The 16,790-nt window shown below is 57.2% G+C and carries 16 protein-coding genes; 8 read left to right on the forward strand and 8 right to left on the reverse strand.

What is annotated here, in order from left to right; genetic code table 11:
- Nucleotide 1 precedes the first annotated feature (1 nt).
- Nucleotides 2-454 carry an RrF2 family transcriptional regulator gene (locus ACP0GE_RS13515; RefSeq protein ID WP_424832455.1) on the forward strand — a complete coding sequence of 151 codons (453 nt, stop codon included), beginning with the start codon at nt 2-4 and terminating at the stop codon, nt 452-454.
- Here ACP0GE_RS13515 and ACP0GE_RS13520 read toward each other — a convergent pair.
- Nucleotides 451-2,979, reverse strand: coding sequence for an ABC transporter permease (locus ACP0GE_RS13520; protein WP_424832456.1), 2,529 nt, complete (start codon nt 2,977-2,979; stop codon nt 451-453). The genes ACP0GE_RS13515 and ACP0GE_RS13520 overlap by 4 nt on opposite strands.
- Nucleotides 2,976-3,671 (reverse strand): ABC transporter ATP-binding protein, encoded by a 696-nt coding sequence (locus tag ACP0GE_RS13525; RefSeq protein ID WP_424832457.1) that lies wholly within the window; start codon nt 3,669-3,671, stop codon nt 2,976-2,978. The genes ACP0GE_RS13520 and ACP0GE_RS13525 overlap by 4 nt, the downstream gene beginning before the upstream one ends.
- Before the next feature lie 27 nt (nt 3,672-3,698).
- Here ACP0GE_RS13525 and ACP0GE_RS13530 point away from each other — a divergent pair, with 27 nt between their 5' ends.
- Complete coding sequence (locus ACP0GE_RS13530; RefSeq protein ID WP_424832458.1) at nt 3,699-4,358, forward strand: arylesterase; 660 nt, start codon at nt 3,699-3,701, stop codon at nt 4,356-4,358.
- Between the two features lie 8 nt (nt 4,359-4,366).
- On the opposite strand, the gene ACP0GE_RS13535 is transcribed toward ACP0GE_RS13530, so the two are convergent.
- The 4 genes from ACP0GE_RS13535 to ettA form a co-directional block, all read right to left on the reverse strand.
- Nucleotides 4,367-4,924, reverse strand: a complete 558-nt coding sequence (locus ACP0GE_RS13535) for a L,D-transpeptidase (protein WP_424832459.1) — start codon at nt 4,922-4,924, stop codon at nt 4,367-4,369.
- A 179-nt stretch (nt 4,925-5,103) separates the two neighbouring features.
- Nucleotides 5,104-5,310: a cold-shock protein gene (locus ACP0GE_RS13540; RefSeq protein WP_424832460.1), complete on the reverse strand. Its 207-nt coding sequence runs from the start codon at nt 5,308-5,310 to the stop codon at nt 5,104-5,106.
- Between the two features lie 261 nt (nt 5,311-5,571).
- Nucleotides 5,572-6,126: a DUF6680 family protein gene (locus tag ACP0GE_RS13545; RefSeq protein ID WP_424832461.1), complete on the reverse strand. Its 555-nt coding sequence runs from the start codon at nt 6,124-6,126 to the stop codon at nt 5,572-5,574.
- A 497-nt stretch (nt 6,127-6,623) separates the two neighbouring features.
- Nucleotides 6,624-8,291, reverse strand: coding sequence for an energy-dependent translational throttle protein EttA (gene ettA, locus ACP0GE_RS13550; RefSeq protein ID WP_424832462.1), 1,668 nt, complete (start codon nt 8,289-8,291; stop codon nt 6,624-6,626).
- 138 nt (nt 8,292-8,429) lie between these two features.
- Here ettA and ACP0GE_RS13555 point away from each other — a divergent pair, with 138 nt between their 5' ends.
- From ACP0GE_RS13555 to dacB, 3 genes are all read left to right on the forward strand, one after another.
- Nucleotides 8,430-8,900, forward strand: a complete 471-nt coding sequence (locus ACP0GE_RS13555; protein WP_424832463.1) for an MOSC domain-containing protein — start codon at nt 8,430-8,432, stop codon at nt 8,898-8,900.
- 32 nt (nt 8,901-8,932) lie between these two features.
- Complete coding sequence (locus ACP0GE_RS13560; protein WP_424832464.1) at nt 8,933-9,553, forward strand: nicotinate-nucleotide adenylyltransferase; 621 nt, start codon at nt 8,933-8,935, stop codon at nt 9,551-9,553.
- A gap of 66 nt (nt 9,554-9,619) precedes the next feature.
- Nucleotides 9,620-11,098 (forward strand): D-alanyl-D-alanine carboxypeptidase/D-alanyl-D-alanine endopeptidase, encoded by a 1,479-nt coding sequence (dacB, locus tag ACP0GE_RS13565; RefSeq protein WP_424832465.1) that lies wholly within the window; start codon nt 9,620-9,622, stop codon nt 11,096-11,098.
- Nucleotides 11,099-11,100: 2 nt separating this feature from the next.
- Here the strand turns inward: dacB and ACP0GE_RS13570 are convergent, their stop codons facing one another.
- Both ACP0GE_RS13570 and ACP0GE_RS13575 read right to left on the reverse strand, forming a co-directional pair.
- Nucleotides 11,101-11,523, reverse strand: coding sequence for a tellurite resistance TerB family protein (locus ACP0GE_RS13570; RefSeq protein ID WP_424832466.1), 423 nt, complete (start codon nt 11,521-11,523; stop codon nt 11,101-11,103).
- A 121-nt stretch (nt 11,524-11,644) separates the two neighbouring features.
- Entirely contained in the window at nt 11,645-12,106 is a 462-nt protein-coding gene (locus ACP0GE_RS13575) for a hypothetical protein (RefSeq protein ID WP_424832467.1), read from the reverse strand.
- 210 nt (nt 12,107-12,316) lie between these two features.
- Between ACP0GE_RS13575 and ACP0GE_RS13580 the strand changes: the two genes are divergently transcribed.
- The 3 genes from ACP0GE_RS13580 (at nt 12,317) to ACP0GE_RS13590 (ending at nt 16,754) form a co-directional block, all read left to right on the forward strand.
- A complete protein-coding gene (locus ACP0GE_RS13580; protein ID WP_424832468.1) occupies nt 12,317-13,891 on the forward strand; it encodes a lysine--tRNA ligase in 1,575 nt (524 codons plus the stop codon).
- Between the two features lie 48 nt (nt 13,892-13,939).
- Nucleotides 13,940-14,341 carry a DUF4864 domain-containing protein gene (locus tag ACP0GE_RS13585; RefSeq protein ID WP_424832469.1) on the forward strand — a complete coding sequence of 134 codons (402 nt, stop codon included), beginning with the start codon at nt 13,940-13,942 and terminating at the stop codon, nt 14,339-14,341.
- A gap of 127 nt (nt 14,342-14,468) precedes the next feature.
- Nucleotides 14,469-16,754, forward strand: a complete 2,286-nt coding sequence (locus ACP0GE_RS13590) for a glycosyl hydrolase family 28-related protein (RefSeq protein ID WP_424832470.1) — start codon at nt 14,469-14,471, stop codon at nt 16,752-16,754.
- The last annotated feature ends 36 nt before the right edge of the window (nt 16,755-16,790 follow it).

The raw sequence follows: 16,790 nt of genomic DNA on the forward strand, positions 1-16,790 counted from the left end.
CATGCGGATTACCAAACGGACAAACATCGCCGTGCGCTTGCTGATGTATTGCGCTGCACATCAGGATCGGCTTGTGACAAAATCCGAGATCGCCGAAGTCTGCAATATCTCGGAAAACCACTTGGCGCAGGTGATCAACCAGTTGAGCCAGTTGAACTACCTGAGTACGCAGCGTGGCAGAAACGGTGGCATGTCGCTGGCTCGGCCAGCGGATCAGATACGGATCGGATCGGTCTTTCGTCATGTCGAAGGTGGTTTGCCGATTGCAGAGTGTTTTGCTGACGCAGACAACACCTGCCCCTTGACCGATGCCTGCCGGTTGCGGTTGGCCCTGCAGGATGCGGCCGAGGTGTTCTATGCCTCGCTGGACGAGATCACCTTGGACGCTTTGATCTGTGACAACGATCAACTGTTGCAGATTCTGCAACCTGTGGCGTGTGTTCGGCAGGGCTAGTCGCTGGCACGTAGAATTTGGGCCGGCCGCACGGCCAAGGGACGTATTGCAAAGATCAGGCCTGCGCCCAGCGTTACTGCGATTCCGGTGCCGATAATGATCAGCGCTGAAGGCCAGATAACGGTGAAGCTTGTTTCAAAGATATAGGTCGCCACGGCCCATCCACCCAGAATGCCGGTAGCTAGGGCCACGCATCCTGCGGCGGCACCCAGCAGTATTGCGCGTAGTGTGAAGCTGGCGAGTATGTGCCTTCGGTCTGCACCTAGTGTTTTGAGGATCGCAGCCTCGTACCGGCGTGCGGGTTCACCAGCGGCTGCGGCCCCAATCAACACCAGAAATCCGGTCAGAAGGGAAATCCCCGCCCCGTATGAGGTCGCCGCCGCCAACCCCTCCAGAAGGCCCGAGACCCGGTCGATGGCGTCGCGTACGCGAATTGCGGTGATGTTCGGGTATTGACCTGACAGGTCGCGCAGGATGGCAGCTTCGGCCTCATCCTCGGCATAGACGGTTGCAATAAAGCTATGCGGCGCGCCAGCCAGTGCTGAGGGGTTCATGGACATGATGAACCCCATTTCTGCGGTCGAGAAATCGACCTCGCGCAGTGAGGTCAGCTCTGCCGTGATGTCCCGACCGAGGATATTGACTGTCAGTTGGTCACCCAGTTTCAGGCCCATCTCTTCCGCCTCTTCCGCAGCAAAGCTGACCTGCGGTGGGCCGGAATAGTCGTCGGCCCACCACGTGCCAGCGGTGATCCGTGCATTCTGAGGCGGTTGCACAGAATAGGTTACGCCGCGATCGCCCTCCAGAACCCAGTGATCACCGGCGACCTCGCGGGCGGGGCGCCCGTTTATCTGAGAGATGATCCCACGCAACATTGGCGCGCTTTCGATCCGGCTGACGGCGGGGTCGCTTTCCAGACGTTCCGAAAAGCCCGGCATCTGGTCTTTCTGGATATCGACGAAGAAGTAAGAAGGTGCGACGTCAGGCAGGTTCCCTGAGATGGCGTTGCGCAGGGTGCCATCGATCTGGCCTACTGCCGCCAGCACCGAAAGCCCGAGCCCCAGCGACAAAACCACCGAAGCGGCACTTTCCCGGGGGCCTGAGATGGCGGAAAGCGCCCATCGTATGGCCGGGTGGCCACGTGCGAAGGGGCTGCCTTTGCGTGCAAACCACTGAATGGCGAAAGCTGACAGGGACAGCAGGAACAATGCACCTACAATGCCGCCTCCGGTCCAGAGTGTCAGGCGGGTTGAACCGTTGAAGTAAGCCGCGGCAACAACCAAAACAGCCAGCCCGACCCCGGTTGCCAGAACGTAGGCGAGGCGGGGCAGCCGACGCGCTGACGATAGCGCGTCCCGAAACAGGGTTGCTGCGCGGACGTCCTCGGTTCGGGCCAGCGGCCATAGGGTGAATAGGAATGCCGTCAAAGCACCATACAGTGCAGCCTCGGCCAGCGGTTGCGGATATAGCGTGAAAACTGCCGGAACGGGAAGGCGGTTTTCAATTGCCGGGGCCAAAAGCAGGGGCAGCAAACCGCCCAATACAATTCCAGCAAAGATGCCCACACCGGAGAGAATGCCGATCTGGATCATATAGGTTTGAAATATAGTCGCCCGGTCCGCCCCGAGTGTTCGCAGCGTGGCGATCGTATCGGTTTTTTGTGTCAGATAGGCGCGAACGGCGGCGGAAACACCGATGCCGCCGACCGCCAGCCCGGACAGGCCGACCAAAACCAGAAAGGCGCTGAGGCGGGCCACGAATTCGGTGATACCCGGCGCACCGTTGCGCGCGTCTGTCCAGCGCATGCCGGTTCCATCAAAGGCCTGTGCGGCTTGTGCGGAAACCGCCGGAAGGCTGACGTCTTGAGGTAAGTCCAACCGGTACTTTGTGGAAAACAATGTGCCGGGCTGCAAAAGGCCAGACGCCGCCAAGTCTTGCGTTCGAACCAGAGTGCGTGGACCCAAGGCAAAACCATCGGCTGCACCGTCCGGTTCATGGATCAAGGCAGCGGTTAACGCAAAACGCTGTGTCCCCAGCGCGAAGGTGTCGCCGATATCCAAACCCATGCGGTCGATCAGTGTTGGGTCCAGAACAGCGCCCGGTAGGTCAGCCGTCCCGTCCAAGGCCTGTGCAAGCGTCATGTCAGGCTGTAACTCGACGCGTCCGACCAGCGGGTAAGCCTGGTCAACTGCTTTCACCTGCGTCAGCGCGCGTTGCTGTGTATCAGCTTTGTCAGCAACGGCCATCGAGCGGAAATCGACTATCTCGGATACAGAAAGTGCTTCGGCCTGCATCCATGCCCGTTCCTGATCGTTGGCAAACCGGTATGTGAATTCAAGCTGAGCATCGCCACCCAGCAAGGCCGCCCCTTCCCGGGCCAATCCTGCTTCGATTGCAGGCCGTACTGACCCGACCGCAGCAATGGCCGCGACACCCAGGGCGAGGCAGGCCAGAAATACGCGGAACCCATGCAGGCCTCCGCGAAGCTCGCGGCGGGCCAGCCGCCCCGCCAAACGCAGACTCATTCTGCGGCCTCTTGCGCTGGTTTTTCAGAGATTCGACCATCGCGTAACCGGACCACGCGATCACATTTTTGCGCCAAGCTGTGGCTATGGGTAACAAGAACCAATGTTGCCCCGTGTTTGTCCCGCAGACCGAACAACAGATCAACAATCGCGGCCCCGTTTGCCTCGTCCAGATTGCCGGTAGGTTCATCCGCCAGCAAGATCTGCGGTCGTGGGGCCGACGCACGGGCCAGCGCAACCCGCTGCTGTTCGCCGCCCGACAGCTGAGCCGGGTAGTGATCACGCCTGCGGGCAAGCCCTACGGCGTCCAGCTCCTGTTCGGCGCGGGCAAACGCGTCTTTGTGACCCGCCAGTTCCAGTGGCGTCGCCACGTTTTCCAAAGCGGTCATGGTTGGGATAAGGTGGAAATTTTGAAAAACGACCCCCATCGAATCCCGCCTGAATCTGGCCAGTGCATCTTCGTCCATTCCGGTCAGGTCGCGGCCCAACGCGGTCACGCCGCCGCCGGTTGCCTGCTCTAACCCGCCCATCAGCATCAACAGAGATGACTTGCCGGACCCGGACGGGCCAATCAGACCCAGGGTTTCCCCCTGATCAACCGTCAGGGTGATGTCGCGCAGAATGTCGACACGTCCGGCATTGCCATTCAGCGACAAAGCGGCATCTTTAAGCGTCAGAACAGGAGTAGTCATTCTTCATTCCACTGGGAGTCCGGTCATTTGGCATATGGCGCAGCAGAGAGTTTTCGCAAGGCTTTGATTTCGGGTATCTTCATTTGTTGCGGATTTGCAGCCAGTGCCGAACCTGTTGTTATCGCCGCGTTAGGAGACTCGTTGACACAAGGTTACGGCTTGCCCGAGCAGGATGGGTTTGTGCCGCAACTGGAGCAGTGGTTGCACGATCGCGGGGTCGATGTGCGGCTGATCAATGCAGGTGTTTCAGGGGATACGACAGCGGGCGGGGCTGCGCGGGTGGAATGGACACTGACCCCTGATGTTGACGGGATGATTGTGGCACTGGGCGGGAACGACCTGTTGCGCGGGATCGATCCGTCTGTCTCGCGCGCCAATCTTGACCGTATTTTAGGCGCGGCAAATACCGCAGAGGTCGACGTTCTGCTGATCGGGTTGCCGGCTCCGGGGAACTACGGACCGGATTACAAACAGGCCTTTGACGCGATATATCCGGATCTGGCGCAGCAGCATCAGATACTTTACGCGCCAAACTTCTTCGAAGGTTTTGACGTGGGAGACAACACAGGCAACGCGGATCGGCTTATGCAGCCGGATGGAATTCACCCAAACAAGCATGGGGTTGCCGTAATTATCGACACGCTGGGACCCTACGTTTTAGAGCTGGTTGAACAAGCTTCGGATTGAATCGTGGATCAGACAACTGTTACGACAGTACCCAGCGGAACCCGCTGATACAGGTCGATCACGTGTTCATTTAACATCCGGATACAGCCATTTGACGCTGCTCGCCCAATGGTCTGCGGCTGCGTCGTACCATGGATACGGAAGTAGGTATCTACTCCGTTCTGGAACAGGTACAGCGCCCGTGCGCCCAGCGGGTTATCACCCCCGCCCGGTTGGACATAGTCATTGTCGATGAACTTGGCATAAGCCCTAGGGTCACGCTCGATCATCTCGTCCGTGGGTCGCCAGGTTGGCCATTCTTTCTTGACGTCAATCGTGGCGGTCCCGGTGAATTCCAAACCCGCTTTGCCGACACCGCAACCATAGCGGACGGCCTTACGCGGCTCGGTCACGAAATAAAGGTAGAACGAGCGGGGCAGAACCAACAGCTGGCCCGGCTGAAATTCTTTCTTGATCCTGACAACTTGCGGCGTCGGGTCATATTCAACGGCTTTCTTGGCACTGGCCAGCGTAGGCATCAGGCTGGTCGCGGCCGACGTGGCCAGAAAACTGCGGCGGGTAAACATGGCAGGCCTCATCAAATCACCAATAAAATCATAACTGTAGTTCCAGTATGATAGATGATTTGGACAATCTTGAGGCAAGGTCACTGAAATGTGATGTCACCCGAAGGCCACAGTCTCAGGCTGGCCTTCGAGTGTTTGTTCAGAAAAAGGGCAGAGGATTCCTCTGCCCTTTCAAAAGCTTATACCAGCTCGATATTGTCCGCGCTTTCGCGGCCATCACGACCCGAGCGCAGCTCGTACGTGACTTTCTGGTTGTCGGCCAGACCGGTCAGGCCCGAACGCTCGACGGACGAGATGTGCACGAACACGTCCTTGCCGCCATCTTCGGGTGCGATAAAGCCGTAGCCTTTGGTGGTGTTGAACCATTTTACGGTGCCTGCGGGCATATCCGTTGTCTCCTAATTGGTGCTGCCCACGGAGTTGCGGCAGCCTGGCGTCGTCGGTCTGGATCGAGTGACTGAGCGCCGTAGAAGGAGACAGTAGGTCGAAATAGAAAAACGTTAGCCCTTTGGATATGGCATTGAGGCGGGGATGTGGCAAGGGTGGATGTATCGAATTGAATCAACACACTGCCAATTGCGCAGGACGGTGCCACCCATCTCTACGACTTTTAAGGGCAAATAATACTACAACCAGATTCTGGGTCCTTAGTCTTCTCGGTCAATTTCAGGCGGTTTAGGAAACGGGTTGTTTTGTGCAATGAAATTGGACACGGGCAACGGACGTTGACCTTCTAGCAACTGATTAAGCATAGCTGCGTTTTTTCGTTGGATGAACTGATCGTCATTCCAACCTTTTGGAACATAACTTCTTCGCTCAAGCTCCCTTTTGTCGAAATTGTAGCCAACAACAACTCCTATCTGGTAGACAAGATCCATGAACAAATCTGAGCGATGGTCATAGTATCGATCAAGGTCTTCGTCGCCACCGTTTGGTTCGGGTGAGCTAAGGTGTTCGATATACTTCTGAAATGCTGACCTGACGTCTTTCTTATCATAAAACTCCAGTTCGACAATGTTCAGTGCCGCAACATGCACAGGATCGAGGCGTATGCCTCGAGTTTGCATTAGAGCCTTAAACAAATCGAACTTCCGTCTTTTGGCTTCGCCACGATCATCCAGCCACCGTGTTATGAGAACCGCCGAGATTGGACCAATAACTATCGCAGCTAGAGTTAGGATGGCATAAAGATCGATCCCCATAGGTTACTCCTCAAACCCAACGTTCTTATGGAACTTTGCATTTAGTGGACCAATTGGGGTGCTGATCCGATACGTCTCATCTGGGTTTAGGGCTTCCGGCAGATCGAATGGTACAGTGATTTTGTCTGACGGCCTCTCAAACGAAGCGCCCGTGATGGAGATGGAATTTTGAGGCATTCTGTAGTGAATCTCACCCACCGCTCGTCCCGCGTCGGTAGTGTAGGAGCCTGAAAATGTTAGTCCTGCCATGTCCGCACCTGCGACCGAGCCTGCGCGAAACACGAACATTGCCATGGCTTGACCAGCTTGGCCACTAAGATAAGCCGTGTAGATACCATCTATCATTGAATTTACTGCCCTAAATTTTCAGATCAACAGCATATATATTGCGCACAACATGTTTGCTCGCAAGATGTTGTGCAAATTATGCTCCATTCTGCGCCGCTTACGGCTTTGCAGAACGAGATTTGGTGAATGTCGCGGGTAAATATGTTCGACTACCGCGCAAACTTCTTATGCTTCAACCGCTTGGGCTCCAGCGCATCCGGTCCTAACCGTCGCTTTTTGTCCTCTTCGTAGTCCTCGAAGTTGCCTTCGAACCATTCCACATGGGCGTCACCCTCAAACGCCAGAATGTGCGTACAAATCCGGTCGAGGAAGAAGCGGTCGTGCGAGATGACTACGGCGCAGCCGGCGAAATCGACCAGAGCGTCTTCCAGCGCGCGCAGGGTTTCGACGTCGAGGTCGTTGGTCGGTTCGTCGAGCAGCAGGACGTTGCCGCCCTCTTTTAGCAGGCGGGCCATGTGGACGCGGTTGCGCTCACCACCCGAAAGTAGAGAGACCTTCTTCTGCTGGTCGCCACCCTTGAAGTTAAACGACGAGCAATAGGCGCGGGAATTCACCTGCGCATCGCCCAATTGGATGATCTCGGCGCCGCCGGTGATCGCCTCCCACACGGTGTCGTTGTCTTTGAGGTCGTCGCGGGACTGGTCGACATAGGACAGCTCGACCGTGTCGCCCAGCGTGATGGTGCCGCTGTCGGGCTGTTCCTGACCGGTGAGCATCTTGAACAGGGTCGATTTACCCGCGCCGTTGGGGCCGATTACACCGACAATGCCGCCGGGGGGCAGGGCGAAGTCCAGCCCCTCGATCAGTTGCTTGTCACCCATGTGTTTCGACAGACCCTCGACCTCGATCACCTTGCCGCCAAGGCGCTGGCCGTTGGGGATGACGATCTGGGCGCGGGTCAGCTTTTCGCGTTCAGACTGTTCGGCCAGCTCGTTATAGGCGTTGATCCGGGCCTTGGATTTGGCCTGACGGGCCTTTTGACCCTGACGCATCCACTCCAACTCGCGCTGAAGGGTCTTCTGCTTGGACTTGTCCTCGCGCGCTTCCTGCTCCAGCCGCTTGGCCTTTTGTTCCAGCCACGCCGAATAGTTGCCCTCGTAAGGAATGCCACGGCCGCGGTCGAGTTCGAGGATCCAGCCGGTGATGTCATCCAGGAAATAGCGGTCGTGGGTGACGATCAGGATGGTGCCTTTGTAGTCGATCAGGTGCTGTTGCAGCCAGGCGATGGTCTCGGCGTCCAGGTGGTTGGTCGGTTCGTCCAAGAGCAGCATGTCGGGCGCTTCCAGCAGCAGCTTGCAGAGCGCCACGCGGCGTTTCTCACCCCCCGAAAGGTTGGCGATGTTGGCGTCATCGGCAGGGCAGCGCAGCGCCTCCATCGAGACGTCGATCTGGCTGTCGAGATCCCATAGGTTTTCCGCGTCGATCGCATCCTGCAGGGTGGTCATTTCCTCCATCAGCTCGTCCGAGTAGTTCTCGGCGATTTCCATGGCGATTTCGTTGAATCGGTCCACCTTGGCCTTTTTCGCGGCCACGCCCAGCATGACGTTTTCACGGACGGTCAGCGATTCATCCAGCTGCGGTTCCTGCGGCAGATAGCCGACCTTGGCGCCCTCGGCGGCCCATGCTTCACCGGTGAAGTCGGTATCGAGGCCCGCCATGATTTTCATCAGCGTCGACTTACCCGCGCCGTTGACGCCGACAACACCGATTTTCACGCCGGGCAGAAAGCTCAGGTGGATGTTTTCAAAGCACTTCTTGCCACCGGGATAGGTCTTTGAGACACCCTGCATGTGGTAGACATATTGATAGGCGGCCATGTCGCGTCCTCTGGGTCGGGGAAATTGGGTTGAAACGCTGGATATCCGAGGCGAGCGGGCGGGGCAAGCTGGTGGTTTTGTGAATTTCGAACCGAGACAGCCCGAGTTAGGTTGGCGCGGATAAATGCGAGGTAGAAATTGTCGGAATTGGCACAGTTGATAGCGGGTTGGGCGCAGCCGGGACGGATTGAATGGATCGGTCTGCGGCCAGAGCGGCGGGCCAGTATGATCCCGGCGGCGACCGCAATGATCACGCCCGACGGCGTCGACGGTGACCGCAGCCGTGAGGGCAAGCGGGCGGTGACGTTGATCCAGCAAGAACATCTCTCGGCGATTGGCTCGTATTTGGGGCAAGGACCGGTTTCGCCAGAAATCCTGAGGCGCAATTTGGTGGTTTCGGGGATCAATCTGGCGGCGCTTAAGGGCCGTGAGGTGCAGATGGGCGAGGCCGTTTTGCGGTTTACCGTGATTTGCGCGCCGTGCAGCCGGATGGAGGAGGCGTTGGGCAAAGGTGGCTATTCTGCCGTACGTGGGCATGGAGGTTGGTGCGCCGAGGTGGTCAGGCCGGGGCGGGTCCGACTGGGCGATGTGGTGCAACCTGTTGATTGACAACGCCCCTCAGTTCTGAACAACAGCAAAGGATGGAGCGATGTAGCATTCCATATGCGCGGCCCGGACAGGTTATCGGGCTGTTCGGCGGGTCATTTGATCCGCCGCATAAAGGGCATGTGCATGTCACGCTTGAGGCGATGAAGGCTTTTGGGTTGGATCGGGTGTGGTGGCTGGTGTCGCCGGGCAATCCTTTGAAGGCACATGGACCGGCTCCGTTGTCGCGGCGGCTGCGTGCGGCGCAGGCTGTCATGCAACACCCTCGGGTCGATGTAACGGATATTGAGGCGCTGGCTGGAACGCGAGCCACGGCCGATACGCTTGCAGCGTTGCGGCGATTGTATCCACAGGTCAAATTTGTCTGGTTGATGGGTGCCGACAATCTGGCGCAGTTCCATAAATGGCAGGATTGGCGGTTGATCATGGACAGTGTACCGGTTGGAGTGGTCGCACGACCGGGGGATCGAATTTCGGCCCGGATGTCCCCGGCGGCCCGTGTTTACGCCAAATATCGGATTGACGGGCAGGCGCGGCATCTGTTGGGGCAGGCAGCAGCCCCGGCGTGGTGTTTTGTGAACGTACCGATGGTGGATGTCAGTTCGACGGAAATCCGCACCCGGGGCGATTGGGTAAACGGGGTGTTGCCGGAATAGCTCCTTACCATGCATTATCCACTTCGGTGGTTGTGCGCCAAAGATCTCTGGGATTGTAATTGACCCATGGCTGATCGTTTTTCACGTCGTACCTTTCTGACCGCGCTGGGCGCGTCTGTGATCCCTGTTGCAACCTTGGCCGAGGCCCCTCTGGTCTCGTTGCGGCCAGTTCTTCGTGGGGCGCAGCTGACGGGTGCTGAACGGGTTGTTCAGTCAGCCAATTTGAGCGGGGATGTTGTTTTTGCGGTCGCGGATGTGAAAACTGGTGTTCCTTTGGAAGTGTTTGGAGGGGATCGGGGCCTGCCGCCTGCGAGCGTCGCCAAGGCGCTGACGGCGCTTTTTGCGCTGGATGTGCTGGGCCCTGACTACCGGTTTGAGACGGCCTTGGTGGCCGATGGGACGATCGAGAATGGCATCCTTGACGGTGATCTGGTGCTTGTCGGTGGGGGCGATCCCCTGCTGGACACGGATGACTTGGCGACGCTGGCTGCCAATTTGCGCAAGGTAGGGATTACCGAGGTCCGTGGTGCCTTTAAGGTCTATGACGGTGCGCTGCCATACGTGAACAGCATCGATCCCGGGCAACCGGATCATTTGGGGTACAGCCCGGCGATCAGTGGAATTTCATTGAACTTCAACCGCGTGCATTTCGAATGGAAAAAGGAAGGCAGCAGTTACAACGTTTCGATGGATGCCCGTACTGCGAAATACAAACCCGCGGTGGACATGGCGTCGATGAAGATCGAAAACCGCAGCCTGCCGATTTACACGTACCAACCGAGTGCGCGGCAGGATCGATGGACTGTCGCCAAAGGTGCTTTGGGCAAGGGCGGTGCGCGGTGGCTACCGGTTCGCAAGCCCGCGCTTTACGCGGGTGACGTGTTCAGGACATTGGCGCGGGTGAACGGCATCGTGCTGGGTCGGGTGCAGGTGACACGCGAAACGCCGAAAGGCACTGTGTTGGCCACCCATCAGAGCGACCCGCTGGACAGTATTCTGCGCGGGATGCTGAAATATTCGACGAATGTGACCGCTGAGATGGTTGGAATGGCCGCATCCAAGGCGCGCGGTGTTCCGGTTCATAGTCTTTTGGACTCCGCCGCCGAGATGAACCGATGGGCGACTGAGACCTTTGGCGTTGACGGGATTGCCATGGTCGATCATTCCGGGCTGGGCGATGCCTCTCGCATGGCCCCGTCTGACCTTGTGGCGGTGTTGGTCGCGGCGCGTCATTCCAAGGAACTGCGTCCTTTGCTGAAGCCGTTTGCGTTGACCGATAGCAACGGGCGCCCGGTCAAGAACCATCCGATTAAGGTAGATGCAAAAACGGGTACGCTGAACTTTGTTTCGGGATTGGGCGGGTTTCTGACCACCGCAGATGGCGCTGAATTTGCGTTCGCCATCTTCACGGCCGATGTGGATCACCGGGCCACCATTCCGCGCGCGTTGCGCGAGCGTCCGGACGGCGCGCGCAGCTGGAACCGTCGGTCACGCAAATTGCAACGGGCTCTGATTGAGAGATGGGGTGCGCTTTACGGGAGCTAAAATCAAACGGTATGGCGTGCGCGTGCGCCGCGTTCAATCGCGGCTGCATGCAGTCGGTCAATATTCAGCTCATAGCGAATTTCTTCCAGCAGGCGCAGCTCGGTTTCGGCCAGTGATCCGTCTGCAGCTGCAACATCGCAAGCCAACGCATAGGCGGTTTCGTTCAAACGCTCGGGCAGGTTGTCACGGATCAGACCGAACAGAGCATCCAGCCCATCCTCTTGTTCAAACAGATCGAACACCACCTGTGACACTCGTCGGGTGCGGTCGATGTCATATCCGGCAAAAACCGGTAGCATGTTGACCGCACCTTCGATCTTGACCAGTTCGGCGGTTCGGATCGTTTCGTCGGACGCCGAAATCGCAACCATGATCGCCACAAGGCAATCCTGCGGGGACATCGGGTGTGGAGCTTGTTCGGGCATGGGGTCGTCCTGATTGATACGTCTGTTGCCGCACGATAGGAGCGGGTGCAGTGAGGTTCAACATATTGTTTTCAAGAGACGGGACCCAGCCAAAACGCCTGTCATCGCGATGGCTGTATTATCAACCAGGGTTGGCGTGTTGCGAAGCTTTGGCGGCAGCCCCGGCGTGGTCAATACGAGTCAGATAATCCCGGACGCGCTGGACCGGATCATATTTGTATTGGTCAGGGCCAAGCATTTTTCGCGCGTTGAGCTCCCGCGTGCTGAGTAGATCGAACTGCACCCTTTCCAGTGCGCAGTTCCAGCCTCCTGGATACTCGCCCGCCCAGTTATTTGTATAATATCGAAGAAGTTTGTTTCGGATATTATAGCCGTGGTAGTCGAATGCGATCCGGCCATTCGTCACATAGATGTGGTTTCCTGCGAAGCCTTCGCCAGGAATTATGCGTTCTGCGTAGAACCCATGCAGCGGCTCAATCTGCAAATAAACGCCCGCAAGTATGTGACAGGCTCCGTTTCCAAAGAATACCCGGTCGGGCAACGCCCAACGGCGTTCAGGATCTTTTTTGATGCCGGGCTTCATTCGATACATGCGGTCGAGTTAGCGCATGATTGGCGCACAATGGAATCCCTTTTTCGTTGTGGTGCGGTCCATTGTGATGAGGCGGAGGTTTCTTGCTGTACCAGCGTTGTGAAATCGGCCTCGTACAGTTGACTCATACTGCACCTGCACAATAGGAGGGGTCGGTCGGTCGCATGGGGTGATCGGCACGTTTCCCGATGGAGTGTCTCAATGTCTGAACTGCGTGAAACCGCGATGTCGTCCAAGGCCTGGCCTTTTGAAGAGGCGCGCCGGTTGCTCAAACGCTATCAGAAGAACGCTCCGGAGAAAGGGTTCGTGCTGTTCGAGACGGGCTATGGACCATCGGGTCTGCCGCATATCGGCACCTTTGGCGAGGTCGCGCGGACCACGATGGTCAAGCGCGCGTTTGAGGCGCTTTCGGATATTCCGACCAAGCTGATTTGTTTTTCGGACGATCTGGACGGGATGCGCAAGGTGCCGACCAACGTGCCGAATCCGGAAATTCTGGAACAGCATTTGCAGCGCCCGCTGACCTCGGTTCCTGATCCGTTCGGCGAATATGACAGCTTTGGTGCGTATAACAATGCGATGTTGCGGCGGTTCCTGGATACCTTTGGGTTCGAGTATGAGTTTTACTCGGCCAAGGAATTCTATGAATCCGGGCAGTTTGACGAAGTGCTCAAGCGCGCAGTTGAGCGGTATGACGAGATCATGGCGATCATGCTGAAAAGCCTGCGCGAGGAACGTCAGCAGACCTATTCGATTTTCCTGCCCCTGCACCCCGAAAGCGGGCGGGTCATGTATGTGCCGATGAAAAAGGTCTGCGCCGAAACATACACCGTGACCTTTGATGATGAGACCGGCAAGGAATGGACCGTTCCGGTCACCGGTGGCCACGTCAAGCTCCAGTGGAAGCCGGATTTCGGCGCGCGCTGGGCGGCGCTGGGCGTTGATTTCGAGATGTATGGCAAAGAGCACGCCACCAACGAAAAGATCTATGACGCGATTTGTCGGGCTTTGGGAGGGCGTGCGCCTGAGCATTTCTCGTATGAGTTGTTCCTAGATGAGAACGGTCAGAAGATTTCAAAGTCGTCCGGCAATGGTGTGTCAATTGATGAATGGCTGACCTATGCACCGACCGAGTCGCTGGCTTATTTCATGTATCAGAAGCCTAAAACGGCGAAGCGGATGCATTTCGATGTGATCCCCAAGGCGTATGATGAGTATCATCAGCAGCTGCGGGCCTATCCGGGGCAGGACCTGAAGGCGCAGCTGAACAACCCGGTGTGGCATATCCACGGCGGCGATGTGCCTGTGTCTACGTTGATCGTCCCCTTTGCGATGTTGTTGAATCTGGCGTCGGTGTCCGGGGCCGAGGACAAGGAAACACTGTGGGGCTTCATCCGTCGCTACGCGCCCGAGGCGACAGCCGAGACGCATCCTGATCTGGATCAGGCGGCGGGTTTTGCGGTGCGGTACTTCAACGACTTCGTGAAGCCGACGCGCCAACACCGTGCGCCGACCGATCAGGAGCGTGAAGCGCTGGAGGCGTTGAAAGCGGCCTTGGAAGCCTATGACGGGCCGGTCGAGGACGAAGCTTTGCAATCGGTGGTCTATGCCATCGGTCGCGAGCGGTTCGATCCAATGAAGGGCTGGTTTACGGCTTTGTACGAGGTGTTGCTGGGCGCGTCGCAGGGGCCTCGGTTTGGCGGCTTCATCGCACTTTACGGCGTGTCAGAAACAATCGCTCTGATCGACAAGGCGTTGGCCGGAGAGCTGGTCTGATTTGACCTGATCCCGTGCGGGGCTACCCTTCGATCAGGAGGTAGCCCCATGCGTCGTCTATTGCTTGCCGTTTCATTAAGTGTCGGACTGGTCTCGGGCGCTTTTGCGCAGAACGCCGAGATCGAGGCGAATATCGCGGCGCAGATACAGGCGTTCAAAGCGGATGATTTCGTTACCGCCTTTACCTTTGCCAGCCCCAATATCCAGCGTCTGTTTCAGACCCCGGAAAACTTTGGGGACATGGTTCGGCGTGGTTATCCCATGGTGTGGCGGCCAGCGGATGTTCGGTTTTTGGAGCTACGGGAAATCTCTGGCGCATTGTGGCAGAAAGTCATGATTACAGACGGTGGTGGTCGCATCCACATACTGGACTATCAAATGGTGCAGCAGGAGAACGGTTGGAAGATCAACGGCGTTCAGCTACTGGGAAACTCGGACCCTTCTGCCTAAAGCAACACCTCCGTCACGGTGCTATGAGTGGCGGTTAATCCCTTTTCGGTACTCAGACCTTCGCGCCTGGGAAACTTCCCAGGCATTGGGTTTTGGCGCGCGTGGCGCGATTGGGAAAGGGATTTCTATGAACAAGGCAATCACCGACGGTATCGTGTTCATGCCGCCTGCATTCGCGGATGGGCTGGGCGTCTGGTCCAGCGGCGACGGAACGCCCGGCTCGCCGACATATGACGGGTCGGGAACCGGTGTTTTCGTACCGGCCGACGCGGATTTCGGCGGATGCCTTGAGGTATTCAAAACCAGCGTGACGCAGCAGTTGCGATACATGGGTCAGACGACCCTGCTGCCTGGGTGCTATCTTCAGGTGAAAGCACGTGTAAAGGCGATCAGCGGCCCCTTGCCATCTGTTCGCATAGCAGGTTGGGCCGGTGGCGCAGGTGACGTGCATGTCGCAGGCGTGGTCGAGCAGGGGCCGGCAACGCAGCTATCTGGATATGGCACGGTGCACGAGATCACGGCCATCGTCGGCACCGGACGGCGGGACGGGGTAGACCTGCCCTGGGGTTCCACCGCCCTTTACGGCCATTTTGGGCTGGATATCGAGGGCACGAACGGAGCAGTCGTTCGCATCGATGATATCGAGATCGCCGATGTAACCGCGGTTTTCCTGCGCGATATGATTGGCATTGTCGATGTGCGCGACTTTGGCGCTGTTGGTGATGGCATTGCAGACGACTCGGCAGCGTTTGAGGCTGCGGACCAGGCTGCGACCGGACGCAAGATCTATGTGCCGCAGGGGACGTTTCTGTTGAGCCAGGATACCAGTCTGGCGTCAGAGGTTGAATTCGACGGCACGGTGACGATGCCGGATGACAAGATGCTGTTGCTGACGAAAAGCTTTGACCTGCCCACGTATATTTCGGCCTTCGGTGACGAAACGCTGAGCTTCAAGAAGGCGTTTCAGGCCCTGTTGAACAACTCGGACCATGAATCGCTGGATATGGGCGGGCGCAAAATCGCAGTTACCGGACCGATTGACATGGCGTCGGCGGTGCCCAACCGCACCGGCTATTTTACGCGCCGTGTTGTCCGCAACGGCCAGTTCGATGTCAAAAACAGCGCGGACTGGGATACCGAGACTTTTACTTCGGTCGCCACCTACAATCCGAATGACCCGTACAAGCTTACGAATGTTGCAAATGTCGTTAACATTCCCACCGGTGCTTTGATCACCGGAAGCGGCGTTGGGCGCGAGATATATGTGCGTTCCAAGGATGACGTGGCGGGAGAGATCACGCTGAATGCGCCAATCTACGATGCTGCGGGCACGCAGAGTTTTACCTTCACATCCTTCAAATATCTGCTGGATTTCAGCGGCTTCAGTGCTGTTCAGAAATTCAACATGGAAGATATCGAATTCCAGTGTAACAGCCGGTGCAGCGCCATTCGTCTTGCGCCAAGTGGCGATACCTTTGTGTTGAAAAACTGTTTTGTCAGCCGCCCAAAAGATCGTGGGATTACGTCGATCGGATCGGGGTGCCAGGGCATGTTGATCGACGGTTGTCAGTTCCTGTCGTCGGAGGAGGACATAGACGTTTCGGCACGCAGCTCGATCGCGCTGAACTCCAACAATAATGACGTCAAGCTGCGCCACAACCGGGCCACGCGGTTCCATCACTTTGCGGTGTTAGGTGGGGACAACAACCTCGTTCTTGGCAATCATTTCTTCCAGGGCGATAGCGTACCCAACGGTGTGCGCAATGCAGGGCTGGTGATGATCGGCGGTTATAACAGTTCGTCGATTGCCGAGAATTATGTGGACAACTGCTTTGTCCAATGGACCAACGAACGTGACCCGTCGCCTGACTTTACCAGCGGCTATTCGTTCAGCGCGCTGAGCGTGACGGACAATATCTTCTATTGCAGCAACGTCGCGCCGTGGTTCAGCTACTTTGTTATCCGCCCCTATGGCAGCGGTCATTTTCTGAACGGGTTGACGGTGACCGGGAACAAGTTCCGAACGAATGCCGGTAATATTGATCGTGCAGAACGTGTGGATACCACCTTCGCCACTCTCAATAACGAAAGATATGTGAACGTTACCTTCGAGAACAACACGTTCCACGGAATCACGACACATACCGCTAATCCGCTTAGAGTCCGGCATTCGCAGAATTCGGTTTCCACGGCATGGACCGTCAATTCATCCGGACAATTGCCTTTTGGAGGAAAGGCGCGTGCCTGTGATGCGGTTGTTCCGTTGGGCCCTTTGCAGAATGTTTTCAACGCGACCCGCTTTACCTTTCCGTATATTGATGTTCGACAGGGTGCGGCGCAGGATGCCATCACACTGCGTTGGTCCGAATCTGTGAAAGGCACCGTTTGGGCGACCATGCGAGTCGAGAACTGATGGAGTTTTAACCGTGGCGGCCATGTGATGACCGGT

The sequence above is a fragment of the Ruegeria sp. genome (assembly GCF_965243365.1).
Taxonomy (GTDB): Bacteria; Pseudomonadota; Alphaproteobacteria; order Rhodobacterales; family Rhodobacteraceae; genus Ruegeria.

Excerpts from the sequence above, each read along its gene's own strand:
- ACP0GE_RS13515 (WP_424832455.1), top strand. The coding sequence starts at position 2 with ATGCGGATTACCAAACGGACAAACATCGCCGTGCGCTTGCTGATGTAT.
- ACP0GE_RS13520 (WP_424832456.1), bottom strand. The coding sequence starts at position 2,979 with ATGAGTCTGCGTTTGGCGGGGCGGCTGGCCCGCCGCGAGCTTCGCGGA.
- ACP0GE_RS13525 (WP_424832457.1), bottom strand. The coding sequence starts at position 3,671 with ATGACTACTCCTGTTCTGACGCTTAAAGATGCCGCTTTGTCGCTGAAT.
- ACP0GE_RS13535 (WP_424832459.1), bottom strand. The coding sequence starts at position 4,924 with ATGTTTACCCGCCGCAGTTTTCTGGCCACGTCGGCCGCGACCAGCCTG.
- ACP0GE_RS13540 (WP_424832460.1), bottom strand. The coding sequence starts at position 5,310 with ATGCCCGCAGGCACCGTAAAATGGTTCAACACCACCAAAGGCTACGGC.
- ACP0GE_RS13545 (WP_424832461.1), bottom strand. The coding sequence starts at position 6,126 with ATGGGGATCGATCTTTATGCCATCCTAACTCTAGCTGCGATAGTTATT.
- ettA (WP_424832462.1), bottom strand. The coding sequence starts at position 8,291 with ATGGCCGCCTATCAATATGTCTACCACATGCAGGGTGTCTCAAAGACC.
- ACP0GE_RS13560 (WP_424832464.1), top strand. The coding sequence starts at position 8,933 with ATGGAGCGATGTAGCATTCCATATGCGCGGCCCGGACAGGTTATCGGG.
- dacB (WP_424832465.1), top strand. The coding sequence starts at position 9,620 with ATGGCTGATCGTTTTTCACGTCGTACCTTTCTGACCGCGCTGGGCGCG.
- ACP0GE_RS13570 (WP_424832466.1), bottom strand. The coding sequence starts at position 11,523 with ATGCCCGAACAAGCTCCACACCCGATGTCCCCGCAGGATTGCCTTGTG.
- ACP0GE_RS13575 (WP_424832467.1), bottom strand. The coding sequence starts at position 12,106 with ATGAAGCCCGGCATCAAAAAAGATCCTGAACGCCGTTGGGCGTTGCCC.
- ACP0GE_RS13580 (WP_424832468.1), top strand. The coding sequence starts at position 12,317 with ATGTCTGAACTGCGTGAAACCGCGATGTCGTCCAAGGCCTGGCCTTTT.
- ACP0GE_RS13585 (WP_424832469.1), top strand. The coding sequence starts at position 13,940 with ATGCGTCGTCTATTGCTTGCCGTTTCATTAAGTGTCGGACTGGTCTCG.
- ACP0GE_RS13590 (WP_424832470.1), top strand. The coding sequence starts at position 14,469 with ATGAACAAGGCAATCACCGACGGTATCGTGTTCATGCCGCCTGCATTC.